The organism is Campylobacter novaezeelandiae, from assembly GCF_018968685.1.
GTDB classification, from domain to species: domain Bacteria; phylum Campylobacterota; class Campylobacteria; order Campylobacterales; family Campylobacteraceae; genus Campylobacter_D; species Campylobacter_D novaezeelandiae.
In genome coordinates, this window is sequence record NZ_CP076657.1 from 627,358 (window position 1) to 640,525 (window position 13,168).

12 protein-coding genes are annotated in these 13,168 nt (G+C 27.8%); 8 read left to right on the top strand and 4 right to left on the bottom strand.

All coding sequences use genetic code 11. The features are described from left to right. Positions 1 to 43: 43 nt before the first annotated feature. Genes pgp2 through CNZW441b_RS03360 form a run of 4 tightly spaced genes read left to right on the top strand, consistent with a single transcriptional unit; the run spans position 44 to position 3,968 of the window. Entirely contained in the window at positions 44 to 1,018 is a 975-nt protein-coding gene (gene pgp2 / locus CNZW441b_RS03345) for a cell shape-determining L,D-carboxypeptidase Pgp2 (protein ID WP_216681569.1), read from the top strand. Further along, the gene (locus tag CNZW441b_RS03350; RefSeq protein WP_131186382.1) at positions 1,018 to 2,007 is read left to right on the top strand and encodes an alanine racemase; all 990 of its coding nucleotides are present in this window, start codon (positions 1,018 to 1,020) and stop codon (positions 2,005 to 2,007) included. The genes pgp2 and CNZW441b_RS03350 overlap by 1 nt, the downstream gene beginning before the upstream one ends. Beyond that, positions 2,007 to 2,474, top strand: a complete 468-nt coding sequence (locus tag CNZW441b_RS03355) for a tRNA (cytidine(34)-2'-O)-methyltransferase (RefSeq protein WP_131166152.1) — start codon at positions 2,007 to 2,009, stop codon at positions 2,472 to 2,474. Before CNZW441b_RS03350 ends, CNZW441b_RS03355 begins: the two co-directional genes overlap by 1 nt. Before the next feature lie 48 nt (positions 2,475 to 2,522). Next, positions 2,523 to 3,968 (top strand): alanine/glycine:cation symporter family protein, encoded by a 1,446-nt coding sequence (locus tag CNZW441b_RS03360; protein ID WP_216681570.1) that lies wholly within the window; start codon positions 2,523 to 2,525, stop codon positions 3,966 to 3,968. A 38-nt stretch (positions 3,969 to 4,006) separates the two neighbouring features. Here CNZW441b_RS03360 and CNZW441b_RS03365 read toward each other — a convergent pair whose 3' ends face one another. Beyond that, positions 4,007 to 4,735, bottom strand: a complete 729-nt coding sequence (locus CNZW441b_RS03365; protein ID WP_131163422.1) for an amino acid ABC transporter ATP-binding protein — start codon at positions 4,733 to 4,735, stop codon at positions 4,007 to 4,009. Then, positions 4,728 to 5,468: an amino acid ABC transporter permease gene (locus CNZW441b_RS03370; RefSeq protein WP_131166151.1), complete on the bottom strand. Its 741-nt coding sequence runs from the start codon at positions 5,466 to 5,468 to the stop codon at positions 4,728 to 4,730. The genes CNZW441b_RS03365 and CNZW441b_RS03370 overlap by 8 nt, the downstream gene beginning before the upstream one ends. Positions 5,469 to 5,586: 118 nt before the next feature. On the opposite strand from CNZW441b_RS03370, the gene CNZW441b_RS08195 reads away from it, so the two are divergent. The 3 genes from CNZW441b_RS08195 (at position 5,587) to dnaE (ending at position 9,978) form a co-directional block, all read left to right on the top strand. After that, positions 5,587 to 5,715, top strand: coding sequence for a hypothetical protein (locus CNZW441b_RS08195; protein WP_280636231.1), 129 nt, complete (start codon positions 5,587 to 5,589; stop codon positions 5,713 to 5,715). A 1-nt stretch (position 5,716) separates the two neighbouring features. Further along, positions 5,717 to 6,295 carry a DJ-1 family glyoxalase III gene (locus CNZW441b_RS03375; protein WP_131163420.1) on the top strand — a complete coding sequence of 193 codons (579 nt, stop codon included), beginning with the start codon at positions 5,717 to 5,719 and terminating at the stop codon, positions 6,293 to 6,295. Between the two features lie 89 nt (positions 6,296 to 6,384). Then, entirely contained in the window at positions 6,385 to 9,978 is a 3,594-nt protein-coding gene (gene dnaE, locus CNZW441b_RS03380) for a DNA polymerase III subunit alpha (RefSeq protein ID WP_131166150.1), read from the top strand. On the opposite strand, the gene CNZW441b_RS03385 is transcribed toward dnaE, so the two are convergent. Continuing rightward, positions 9,973 to 10,989, bottom strand: coding sequence for a fla regulon two-component system sensor histidine kinase FlgS (locus CNZW441b_RS03385; RefSeq protein ID WP_131163418.1), 1,017 nt, complete (start codon positions 10,987 to 10,989; stop codon positions 9,973 to 9,975). The genes dnaE and CNZW441b_RS03385 overlap by 6 nt on opposite strands. Continuing rightward, a complete protein-coding gene (locus CNZW441b_RS03390) occupies positions 10,986 to 11,804 on the bottom strand; it encodes a DUF234 domain-containing protein (protein ID WP_243830439.1) in 819 nt (272 codons plus the stop codon). Before CNZW441b_RS03390 ends, CNZW441b_RS03385 begins: the two co-directional genes overlap by 4 nt. Before the next feature lie 90 nt (positions 11,805 to 11,894). Here CNZW441b_RS03390 and CNZW441b_RS03395 point away from each other — a divergent pair, with 90 nt between their 5' ends. Next, on the top strand, positions 11,895 to 13,166 hold the full coding sequence (locus CNZW441b_RS03395; protein ID WP_131163416.1) for an aminotransferase class V-fold PLP-dependent enzyme: 1,272 nt from the start codon (positions 11,895 to 11,897) through the stop codon (positions 13,164 to 13,166). The last annotated feature ends 2 nt before the right edge of the window (positions 13,167 to 13,168 follow it).

Consider the following 13,168-nt stretch of genomic DNA (forward strand, 5'->3'; position numbering starts at 1 on the left):
TTGATATATAATTTCACTTCGAAAATTTTTTAAAGGATTATCGTTGTTTAAAATTATCACTACTGCATTATTTTTTATTTCAAGTGTTTATGCTTCAGATCTTGTAAAAATTTATCTTGATAATGGTTTAGAAGCGGTTAAAACAGCTATAGAACAAAAGTTATCCAATAAAGATTTTTGGTTGGAAGAACTTAAAGACCAAAATGTTTCTTTGGGTTATTATAAAGATGAAGTAGTTATAGTTGTTACAAATAAAACAGATAAAATTCTTAAAGTTTATTCTTATAGCAATGGAAAAATCGAAGAAAAATTTGAACAAAAAGATGTGATTACTGGTTTAATGGGTGATAAGCAAAAAGAAGGCGATTTAAAAACTCCTATTGGTTTTTATGAATTAGGAAAAAAATTTAATCCAGGGGATCCTTATTATGGTCCTTTTGCTTTTGCAACGACTTATCCTAATTTGCTTGATAAAGTTCAGGGAAAAACAGGAGGAGGAATTTGGATCCATGGCTATCCTTTAGATGGAACTAGAATTGACGAGTATAAGACCAGAGGTTGTATTGCTTTATTTAATAAAAATTTAGATAGTTTTGCCGCGATAGTTAAAGATAAAAAAGTTTATGTTTTAACAGAGGAAAAAGATAAAGTTTTTGCAAATAAAGATGAAGTTGCTTCTTTATTGTCTTCTTTATTCAAATGGAAAAATGCTTGGGAAAACAATAATATTAAAGTATATTTAAATTTTTATGATGAAAAAGAATTTAAAAGATTCGATAAGACTTCTTTTGAGCAATTTGCAACTATGAAAAAAAATATTTTTTCAAGAAATGAAAAAAAAGATATTAAATTTTCAGATATTAGCATAAGTCCTTATCCAAATTTAGAAGGAAGAATTATGTATAGAATTTCTTTTTATGAAGACTACTATACTAAAAATTATCAGTTTAAGGGAAATAAAGTTCTTTATGTTAAGCTTGATAAAGAAGGCAAAATGAAAATTCTTGCAGAGCAATAATGTCTTTAATTAGGTTAAATCAAAAGGCTTATGAATTTAATTTAGATCAAATTGCCAATAAAGCAGGGAATTTTGATCGTGTTATTTGTGTTTTTAAAGATAATGCATATGGGCATGGAGCTACTCTTTTGGCTCCTATTGCCAAAAGCAAAGGTATTAACTTTGTTGCTGTTAAAAACGAACAAGAAGCAGATGAACTTAAAGATTTTTTTGACTCTATTTTAATTCTCTCACATCGTCCAAATGGGAATGAAAATCCAAATTTTATTTATGCACTAAATGATATAAATCTGATTAAAAGTTTTAAACCTTTAACTAGAATTCATTTGAAGATTGATACAAATATGCATAGAAATGGAATTGAACTCCAAGATTTAAACAAAGCTTATAATGATATTTTAAAATATAATTTAAAATTTGAAGGTGTTTTTACACATTTTTCTAGTGCTGATAATGCTGATGATTTTTATTTGGCGCAAAGAAATAATTTTAAAAAAGTAAAAGAATGGTTTTATAAGAATTGTAGTAAAAAATTAATTTTTCATTCTTTTAATTCAGCGGCTTTATTTAACTCTGAAATTCCTAAAGATGAGTATTGCAGAGTAGGTCTTGTTCAATTTGGCTACGGGGCTTTACATTTGAAAAAGGTTTTAAGTCTTTATGCACATAAATTGAGTCAAAGAATTTTAAAAACAGGGCAAAGCATAGGTTATTCTAATGCTTATACAGCAAATAAAGATTTAAATGTCGCAACATATGATTTAGGTTATGCAGATGGGTTATTTCGTTATAATGCAAAAAGAGAGTTAAGACTTGCAAATGGAAAAAAGATACTTGGAAAAATGTCTATGGATAGTTTTTCTTGTGAGGATAGTGGAGATGAAGTTTGTGTTTTTAATGATGCAACCTTATGGGCAAATTTTTTCGATACTATAGATTATGAAATTTTAGTCAAGCTTCATCCTAATATCAAAAGAGTAGTAGTTTAATGTTTAATATAGTTTTGGTTTCTCCAAGAATTCCTCAAAATACTGGAAGTATTGGAAGAATGTGTTTTAATGCTGGTTTTACTTTGCATATTGTAAAGCCTATTGTTTTTGATTTAGAAGAAAAAAAACTTAAAAGAGCTGGTCTTGATTATTGGAATAGATTAAATCCTATCATATGGGAGAGTCTTGATGAGTTTTTGCAAGAAAATATAAAATACAAAGATCGTTTTTTCTTTGCAACTACAAAAAGCAATAAGCCTTATTTTAAGGTGCAATTTCAAAGAGATGATTTTTTATTCTTTGGAAGTGAAAGTTTTGGTTTGCCACAAGATTTAATGCAACTTAATTGGGAAAATGCAATTACCATACCAATGAAGGCTTATGGAAGGAGTCTTAATTTGGCTACTAGTGTGGGAATTGTAACTTATGAAGCATTAAGACAAAATTTTTCTTTTTTTACTCATTGATTTTTTAGAATAATTGTGTAAAATATTTTATTAACTTTAGGAGTATAAATGAATTTAATAGATGTTAGTAATTTTATAGATAAAGTATTGCCTAAAACAGATATTATAATGGTTGTTTTATTGATTATTTGTGGCTTTTATTATAGTTTTAAAACTCGCTTTGTTCAATTTAGAATGTTAGGTGGTGTTTTTAAAATTTTAACAGAAAGATCTAATGAAAAAGAGCATATTTCTCCTTTTCAAGCATTAATGATTTCTACAGCTTCAAGGGTAGGTATAGGAAATATTACAGGTATTTCTATTGCTATTGTTGCTGGTGGTCCTGGTGCTTTATTTTGGATGTGGCTTATGGCTTTTTTTGGAGGAGCTTCAGCCTTTGCTGAAAGCACTTTAGCACAGGTTTATAAATCAAAAGATGGTACTGGAGGTTATAAAGGCGGTCCAGCATATTATATAAAAAAAGCATTAGGCTCAAAATTGTTGGGAGCGTTTTTTGCCTTTATTTTGATTATTACTTATGCTTATGGTTTTAATGGTCTTCAAAGTCAAAATATTACTTCAGCATTTGAAGTTTATTACAATATGGTCAATCCAAATTCGTCTATTTCTTTTATGCAGAGTCATTGGCCTTTAATTATAGGAGCTATTTTAACTTTGTTTGGTATTTGGATGTTTTTTTCTCATCATACTAAAATAGGGAAAATAAGTTCTTTAATCGTTCCTTTTATGGCGCTAGCTTATATTTTTCTTGCTATTATTGCAGTTTTAATGAACTTTGAGAAAATTCCTATGGTTTTACATATGATTTTTCAAAGTGCTTTTGATTTTAAAGCTATATTTGGAGGTTTTGCTGGATCTGTTTTGGTTATAGGTATTAAAAGGGGGCTTTTTTCTAATGAAGCTGGTATGGGTTCAGCTCCTAATGCAGCAGCAGCAGCGCTTACTAGTCATCCTGTAAAGCAAGGAATTATTCAGTCTTTTTCTGTTTTTATTGATGTTATAATATGTACAAGCTCTGGATTTTTAGTATTATTTTCTTTAACCTATTTGAATAATATAGGCGTAGATGGCAAGCCTATTTTAACTGCTCTTCCTTTGGTTCAGCATGCTATGGATGAGTATTATGGTAAATTAGGAATACATTTTATTTCAATCTCTATTGTATTATTTGCCATTACTTCTTTAATAGGAAATTATTATTATGCTCAAGCTAATGTAAAATATCTAAGTGATTCTAAGGTTGTTATGAATATTTTTAGGATCTCTGCTGTATTAATGATTTTTATAGGTTCTCAAATGGATTTAAAATTAGCGTGGAGCTTGGCTGATTTAACAATGGCTTTTATGGCGACAACAAATATTATTTCTTTATTGCTTTTAGGTTCTATTGTTAGCAAGGTTTTAAATGATTATAACTTACAAAAAAAACAAGGAAAAGATCCTCAATTTAGTGCTTCAAAACTTGGCATTAAAAATGCAGAATGTTGGGATTGATAATAAAAGACTTTTTTATTAAAGTCTTTTTTGAATAATTAATGGTTTAAAACTTTATTTAAAAATTCTTTTAGTCTTTCATTTGTAGGATTTTCAAAAGTATTATAAGGATTTTCATCTACAACGATACTTCCTTGTTCCATGAAAAGTATTCTATTTGCTACATTTTTAGCAAAACCCATTTCATGTGTAACTACAAGCATGGTTAAACCTTCTTTAGCGACCTCTTTCATGATATTTAAAACCTCTCCTATCATTTCAGGATCAAGTGCAGAAGTTGGCTCATCAAATAAAATGACATCAGGATTCATCATTAAGCTTCTTGCAATAGCTATACGTTGCTTTTGTCCTCCAGATAATTGATGAGGCATAGCATTTTCTTTATCATTAAGTCCTATTTTTTTAAGTAAAATTCTAGCTTTTTTTATAGCTTCATCTTTGGTTAAAATTTTTGTTTTAATGGGTGCTAAACATAAGTTTTCTAAAATATTTTTATTATTAAAAAGATTAAAATGTTGAAAAACCATGCTTACTTTTTGTCTAACAAGATCAATATTAACTGTTGGATCTAAAATATTTTGATTTTTTATGTAGATTTCTCCACTAGTTGCTATTTCAAGTTTATTAATACATCTTAAAAATGTGCTTTTACCACTACCACTAGGCCCAATAATAGCAATAATATCACCTTTATTAATTTGAATGTTGATATTTTTTAAAACATTTAAATTTCCATATTTCTTTGATAAGTTTTTTATTTTAATCATTGCTATTTAGTCTCTTTTCAAGTTTTTTTACGATCAGGGTGAATATTTTTACATTAACATAATATACAAGTCCTGTAAATATAATAGGTTTTGGATTATAAAGTAAAGCTTGTAAGCTTTTACTTTGCATGGTGATGTCTAAAACGCTTATAAAACCAACAGCAGAAGTTTCTTTAAATAAAGAAATAAATTCATTAGCAAGAGCAGGAAGAGTGCTTTTTATAGCTTGAGGTAGAATAATTTCTTTCATAGTGATTTTATAACTTAGTCCCATAGCTCTTGCAGCTTCCATTTGTCCTTTATCAACACTATTAATCCCAGCACGAACAATTTCTGCAATATAAGCTGAACTATTAAGACCTAAGGCCAAAATAGCTGCGTAAAGATTGTCAATAAAAGTAAAAATGACAAAAGCGAAAATCATAAGTTGTAAAATCACAGGAGTGCCACGTATAATATCTATGTATTCATCTATAATGAGATTTAAAAATTTAATTTTAGAAAATCTTAAAATGGCTAAAGAAAAGCCTAGTACTATACCAATGATGATACTAGAAACAGTTAAAAGCAAAGTGGTAAAATAGCTTTTAACATAAGCTTTAGCATCAGCTGTATAAGCGTATTGAATTTCGTTATTTGTGTTAATTTGTAAAATTTCTATAGGAAAAGAGAAATATCCCCAAAGAGTTATTATAAGAAAAAAAATAAATGTTTTGATATTTTTTTGAGTCAATTTTTAGCCTTAAAATAATAAATACAAAGGATTTATTTTATAAAAAATGTCTTGATTTTTTCTTTAATTTTAAATTTTTTGTGTTACAATTTTTATAAATTTTTAGGTGGTTTTAGCTATGTTTGACTGGATTATAATGGTTTTATTTTTTATTTTTATGATATGTTTAATTATAGGTTTTAACCATCAAATTCAAGAAAAAACAAGATCAAGAAAAGAAAAACTAGAAAAATATAAAAGGAAATAAAGTGATTAAAAAAGTTTTAATTCCACTAGCTCAAGGTTTTGAAGAGGCTGAATTTATAGGGATAAGCGATGTTTTAAAAAGAGCTAGCGTCTTAAGCGATAATCTTGAAATATTTATCAGTTCTTTAGATAAGGAACTTTTGGTGAGTGGGGCACATGGTATTAAAATTAAAGCTGATTTCGTTCTTGATGATATTAAAGATAAAGAATTTGATGCTATTGCTTTAGCAGGTGGTTTTGAGGGCATGAGTAATCTCAAGGCAAATACTGCAATTTTAAGTATTATTAAAAAATTACATTCTAATAAAAAAATTATTGGTGCTATTTGTGCTTCGCCTATTGTTCTTAATGAAGCAGGAGTTTTAGAGGGAGAATTTACTTGTTATCCAGGTTGTGAAAAAATGCTTAAAGGTGTTTGGGTTAATAAAGCTGTGTGTGTTAATAAAAATGTTATTACAAGTGCAGGACCAGCAACTGCTATTTTATTTGGATTAGAGCTTGTAAAATCTTTATGTGGAGAAGAAATTTATGAAGCTTTATATAAGGCAATGCTTATCCCATTGCTTAGAAATGAAAATTAAAATTTTAGTTTAAATTTATAGAAAATTTTAAAAAAATTTAGAATTAGAATTCTATAATTTCCTTAAGAATTTAATTTTTAAGGAAATTAATGAGTCAATTTACCCATCTTCATTTACATACTGAATATTCTTTGCTTGATGGAGCTAATAAGCTTAAAGAGCTTGCTGATACATTAAAAAGTCAAGGTGCAACGAGTGTTGCCATGACAGATCATGGCAATATGTTTGGGGCTATTGATTTTTATCAAACAATGAAAGCAAAAGGTATAAAGCCTATTATAGGAATTGAGGCTTATTTGCATAATAACGATGATATTAGTGATAAAAGCTCAAGACAAAGATTTCATCTTTGTTTGTATGCTAAAAACGAAATAGGTTATCAGAATTTAATGTATCTAAGTTCTCAAAGCTACATAAAAGGTTTGTATTACTACCCACGTATTAATAAGAAAATTTTAGAAAAACATAGCGAAGGTTTAATTTGCTCTTCTGCTTGTTTGCAAGGTGAGGTTAATTGGCACTTAAATAATCAAAATGAAAAAAATGTTCGTTTTGGTGCAAAAGGATATGAAAGCGCAAAAGAAGCGGCTCTTTGGTATAAAAAAGTTTTTAAGGATGATTTTTATTTAGAGATTATGCGTCATGGTATTAATGATCAAAGGGTTATAGATGATGATATTATTAGGCTTTCAAAAGAATTAGATATTAAAATTATAGCAACCAATGATACACATTATACCTTTAAGGAGAGAGCAGCAGCACATGAAGTTTTTATGTGTATAGCTATGGGAAAAAAGCTTAATGATCCTGATAGAATGCGTCATAGTGTTCATGAATTTTACGTAAAAACTCCACAACAAATGAGTGAGCTTTTTGCTGATATTCCAGAAGCTATTGAAAATACACAAGAAATAGCTAATAAATGTAATTTAGAATTAAATCTTGGTAATCCTACTCCTCCGAATTTTAAATTTACACGTGAATATGCAAAAGAATATAATTTAACCTTAAAAGATCAAGAAAAAGAATTTAGTTTTGATAATGATGACATGGTTTTTGAGTATCTTTGTAAAAAAGGACTTGATGAGAGACTTAAATTTATTGATGAGAATAAGCACGAAGAATACAAAAAAAGATTAGATTTAGAAATACAAATCATTAAAAGTATGAAATTTTCAGGCTATATGTTAATAGTTCATGATTTTATAAAAGTAGCCAAAGATAAAGGAATTCCAGTTGGTCCAGGTAGGGGTTCAGCGGCTGGAAGTTTGGTTTCTTATTGTTTAAGAATCACTGACATTGATCCTTTGCCTTATAATTTACTTTTTGAAAGATTTTTAAATCCTGAGCGCGTATCTATGCCCGATATTGATGTGGATTTTTGTCAAGATAGACGTTCTGAAGTTATTGATTATGTAATTGATAAATACGGATCTGATAAGGTTGCACAAGTTATTACCTTTGGTAAGCTTTTAGCACGTGGTGTAATCCGTGATGTCGCTAGAGTTTGCGATATGAGTATAGCTGATGCAGACGAACTTGCTAAGCTTATTCCAGAAGAACTTAAAATAACTCTTGAAGCAGCCTATGAAAAAGAACCAAAAATTAAAGAATTTATAGAAAAACATCCTAAAGGATTGGAAGTTTGGGAATATGCAAAGGCTTTAGAGGGATTAAATCGTAATGCAGGTATGCACGCAGCTGGTGTGGTTATCTCTAATGAGTCTTTATGGAAAAAAACTCCTCTTTTTAGGCAAAGTAAAAATGATGAGAGACATTTGGTTACTCAGTATTCTAAGGATCATTTAGAAGATGTTGATTTGATTAAATTTGACTTCTTAGGTTTAAAAACTTTGACAGTGATTAATAATGCTATTAATCTTATAAAAAAACGCTATAACAAAGATATCGTTTGGGAAGGCATAGATGTTAATGATCCTAAGGTTTATAAAACTATACAAAGCGGAAATACTTTAGGCATTTTTCAGATAGAATCAGATGGAATGCAAAGCTTAAATGCAAGATTAAAACCAGAAAGGTTTGAGGATTTAATTGCGGTTTTAGCTCTTTATCGTCCAGGTCCTATGGAATCAGGCATGCTTGATGATTTCATTGATAGAAAGCATGGTTTAAAAGATATTAAATATCCTTTTGATGTATTGAAAAATATTTTAGAACCAACTTATGGAGTTATAGTTTATCAAGAACAAGTAATGCAAATTGTTCAAGTTATTGGAGGTTTTTCTTTAGGAGGCGCAGATGTTGTGCGTCGTGCTATGGGAAAAAAAGATCCTGAAAAAATGAAAAAGCTTAAAGATGAATTTGCAGATGGGGCGCAAAATCAAGGTTATAATAGAAAAGATGCAGAGGATCTTTGGGAGCTTATTTTAAAATTTGCAGGATATGGTTTTAATAAATCCCATTCTGCTGCTTATGCACTTATTACATTTCAAACAGCTTACTTAAAAACTTATTATCCAAGTGAATTTATGGCAGCACTTTTAACAAGCGAGGAAAATAATGTTGATAAAGTCGCTGTGTATATCGAAGAAATGAAAAGAATGAATATAAAATTATTGCCTCCTAATATCAATAAAGCCATTCGTGAATTTAGCGCCATAGAGCTTGAAGATGGCAAAGATGCTATTGTTTATGGACTCGGAGCGATTAAAAGCGTTGGAATTCCTGCGGTTGAAAATATTTTAGAGACAAGAAAAGATAAGGAATTTGAAGATATTACTGATTTTCTTAGTAAAATTGATCCAACTAAAATTAATAAAAGAACATTAGAAAGTTTAGTCAAATCAGGTGCATTTGATGAATTTGGCTATACAAGAAAATGTTTGTTTAATAATCTTGACAATTTAGGTGATATTTCAAGGCAAGTAGCAGAAATAAGAAGGAATATTGCTAATTCTTTATTTGGAGAAGAAGAGTTAACTCAAGATGTGAAAATTAATATCGTTTCAAATTCAGAGGAATTTGATTTAATGGAAAAATTAAACTATGAAAAAGAAATTTTAGGAATTTATATTTCGGGTCACCCGTTGGATAGTTTTTTTGATGATATTAAAGATATTGAATATACAAAAAGCATGGATTTTTCAGAGTTAAAGGGAAGTGGAGAACTTTTAAATATTGGAAAAATGGAAGATTTTAAATCTATGGTAAGTAAAAACAATAAACGTTTTGCAAAACTTGAAATTTTAGATTTTTATTCTTCTTATGAAACTACTGTTTTTGAGTCAAGTATTGAAAAAATAGAAAAAATTTTCAAGGATGAAAAAAGTAAGAATTTGGCATATGGATTTTTTCTTAATTATAAAAATGATGAGGGTAAGGTAAGTTTTTCTTTAAAAGATGTAAAAACATTAGAAGAGTTAAAAAATATAGACTATAAAGCTTTAAAAGTAAATTCAAAAAATAATTATAAAAAACAAGATTTTATTAAAGATCCAAAGGAATTTGAAAGCAATATTATAGAGCTTGATTTAAGTAGGTTAAATCGTGAACTTGTTTATGAAATTCATGAAATTGCTAGAAATGCACACAATCCAAATGAAAAAGGAAATAAAAAGCTTGTTTTAAGAGTTATAAATTCTGGCTCTTGTTTGCTTTATCATACAGACTTTATTATTTCTGATAGCATTAGTGAACAAATTCTTAATAAATGCAGCTCATAAAGGTAGGGTAAAATAAAAATTTTTAGGCTCTTTTTTAAAGCCGATTTCTCCTTTATGAGTTTCTATAATTTGTTTACAAAGGCAAAGTCCAAGTCCATTGCCCTTAAGCTTAGTAGTTTTAAATGCTTCAAAGACCAAATTTTCATCTTTGATTTGAACCCCATTATCAAAGACTTCTATAATTAAATTTTCTTTTTTTAGAGAAGCTTTGATTTGAACTTTGGGATTTTTGCTTTCATTTTCTTCAATTGCATCTATACTATTATAAATTAAATTTTGTAAAACTAAGCTAATAAGAGCTTTATCTGCTTGAATTTCTAAATCAAAAAAAGAAATATCAAATTCTATATTTGAATAAAAATTATAAGAATTTATAGCTTGTTCACACTCTTCTTTTAATTCTAAAAGATTAAAAGTATGAAGATTAATGTGAACGCCCTTGGTGAAAAGTAGAGTAGAATTTACTATGCGTTCAACCCTTGCAATGGCTTTTTGAATTTCTAATACAATATGTTTATTTTTTAATTCACTTCTTGAAAAAAGAGTGGAGGCAAGTAAAGAAATAGAGCCTATAGGATTTCTGATTTCATGTGCTAAATGAGCAGCAACGCTTCCCATGCTAGCAAGTCTTTCGTTTCGTTTTTCATCGCTTATATCTGTAGCACTAATAATGGTTTTATCACTTTGTTTAATGATTTTAATTGTATAAAATTTTGTCTCAAATTCTAATTCATAATGCTCTTTATCTAAATCAATTTGCTCTAGTAAATTTTTATTTTTTAAAGCCTGATGATTTTGCAAAATAATATTTTTTTTGGGATCTAGCACCCATAAGCAAGTAGGTAAAACTTCTATAATCTCACTTACCATTGCTCTTAAAGAATTATAGCTTTCATTTAAAATTTTATATTCGTTTTCTATTACATAGGTTTGTTCGATTAAATTTTTTAATCCTTCTTGTAACACTTCTTTTTCGTTGGAGTCAAGACTTTTGAGTATATTTTCATTCATACATTATCCTTAAATAAGAATTCAAAATCTTTAAGATCAAATAAAAGCAGTTTTTCGTTTTGTTTTTTATTTAATTCTTTGCTGAAACCATTTTTTGAAAAAATAATATAATAATCAACATCTATATTTAAAATTTTAGCCTTTCTTTGAAGTTCATTAAGAATATTTTTGCAAATTTTTTTATTTTTAAATTTTACTTCACCAATAAAGCTTAAATTATTATCTTTATAATACAAATCAAGTTCTACTTTTCTATCCCAGTAGCTTTCAACAGGATAGATGTTAAATTTTTTCTCTAAAAATTCCCTTGATAGTTGCTCAAAACAAAATCCTTGATAATATTCTAATTCTTCTTTGATTAAATTTAAAATAAAATCAAATTTTTTTTCTAAAATTAAATGTTCATAAGGTTTTAAAAATCTGAAAAAGAATCTTAAAAAATGATTTTTAAAAATAATTTTATCTTGTATAACATATCCTCTTAATTCTTTTTTTATTTTATTTCTTTTATCTTTTTTTATCTTTTCTTCTTTGCTTTTTTCTAGTTTTAAAATTCCTGTTTTTAATAAATGATTACTAATAGCTTTTGCTTTAAAGTGATTGATTCTTCTATTGATAGAGTAAATTTTTCTACTATTTTTTGTTAAAAGATTTAATGCATAAGAACTTAAAAAATCAAAAGAAAATTGTTGATTTAATAGAGTATAATTTTTAAGAAGTATATTTTCAATACTTTCAAAAAAAGGTAGAGAAAAATAAGAAATATTTAATCCATCAAAAACGCTATAAAAGTCAAAAAGTTGATCAATTGGCAAATAAGAATGCGTCTTTGCAAACGTACTAAAAGTAATATTTTTCCTTTGTATAAAATTATTATTGTATAATTTTAGCAAATTTTTAAAGGATTGCATTTGGAAATTGAAGATTTAAGAAAAGATATTATTTTGAAAAAGGGAAGTTATTATTTTGATTTTGCAGCAAGCGCCCTAGCTTTAAAAAGCGTAGAAAAAAAAATTTCAAAAATTTTGCCTTTTTATGCTAATACTCACTCTGATAGTTCTTTGCATTCTTTTAAAACTCAAATGCATTATGAAAATGCTAGACAGGATATTAAAACAAGTTTAAAACTAGATAACGATTTTGCTTTAATTTCTTGTGGCACAGGCTCTTCTAGTGCTATAAAAAAATTTCAAGAATTATTAGGAATTTATATTCCACCAAAGGTAAAAGAAAGATATTTTAAAAATATAGATATTAAAAAATTACCTTTAGTTATAGTAGGCCCTTATGAGCATCATTCTAATGAATTGTCTTTTAGGGAAGGACTTTGTGAGTGTATAAGGGTTCCTCTTGATAAAAACGGAGAAATTGATTTTGTTTTTTTAGAAGAGCTTTTAGAGAAAAATAAAAAAAGACAAATTATTGCAAGCTTTTCTTTAGCCTCTAATGTTACAGGAATTTTAAGTGATTATGAAAAGATCTCTAAATTAGTTAAAACTTATAAAGGTATAGTTGCTTTTGATGCTACAAGTTTTATTCCCTATAAAAATATACCTTGTAAATTTTATGATGCTTTATTTATAAGTTCTCATAAATTGATAGGAGGTATTGGAGGATGCGGAATTTTAGTCATTAAGAAAAAACTTTGTGGCAATAAGCCATCTTTTGCAGCAGGTGGTACTGTTGGATATGTTTCAAGAACAACCCAGTGTTATCTTTGCAATGAAGAGGTTTTAGAAGAGGGTGGAACTCCAGGAATTTTGCAACTTATAAGAGCTAGTTTAGCTTTTAAAATTAAAGATGAAGTTGGATTAAAGCAAATACAAAAAGCCGAAGAAAATTTAAAAACATATTTTTTTTCAAGATTAAAAGAAATTGATGGTTTGAAACTTTATGCTGAAAATTTATATAAAAGATTGCCTATTTTTTCTTTTAATATTAAAAAAATTTCTCCTTTTGATTTATCTTTTGAATTGAGTAAAAAATTTCACATTGAAACAAGGGCAGGTTGTACGTGTGCAGGGCCTTATGGTCATGATTTATTGGGTCTTAAAGATAACGCTAAAATTACGCAAAAACCAGGATGGTTAAGGGTTAGCTTGCATTATACGCACACAAAAGAAGATATTGATTATTTTTTTAAGGCTTTAGAAAAAGCCTTATTTAAATTGAGATAATT

Bases quoted from the DNA above. Each gene is read 5' to 3' on its own strand.
- CNZW441b_RS03350 (WP_131186382.1), top strand. From the start codon at position 1,018: ATGTCTTTAATTAGGTTAAATCAAAAGGCTTATGAATTTAATTTAGAT.
- CNZW441b_RS03355 (WP_131166152.1), top strand. From the start codon at position 2,007: ATGTTTAATATAGTTTTGGTTTCTCCAAGAATTCCTCAAAATACTGGA.
- CNZW441b_RS03360 (WP_216681570.1), top strand. From the start codon at position 2,523: ATGAATTTAATAGATGTTAGTAATTTTATAGATAAAGTATTGCCTAAA.
- CNZW441b_RS03365 (WP_131163422.1), bottom strand. From the start codon at position 4,735: ATGATTAAAATAAAAAACTTATCAAAGAAATATGGAAATTTAAATGTT.
- CNZW441b_RS08195 (WP_280636231.1), top strand. From the start codon at position 5,587: ATGTTTGACTGGATTATAATGGTTTTATTTTTTATTTTTATGATATGT.
- dnaE (WP_131166150.1), top strand. From the start codon at position 6,385: ATGAGTCAATTTACCCATCTTCATTTACATACTGAATATTCTTTGCTT.
- CNZW441b_RS03385 (WP_131163418.1), bottom strand. From the start codon at position 10,989: ATGAATGAAAATATACTCAAAAGTCTTGACTCCAACGAAAAAGAAGTG.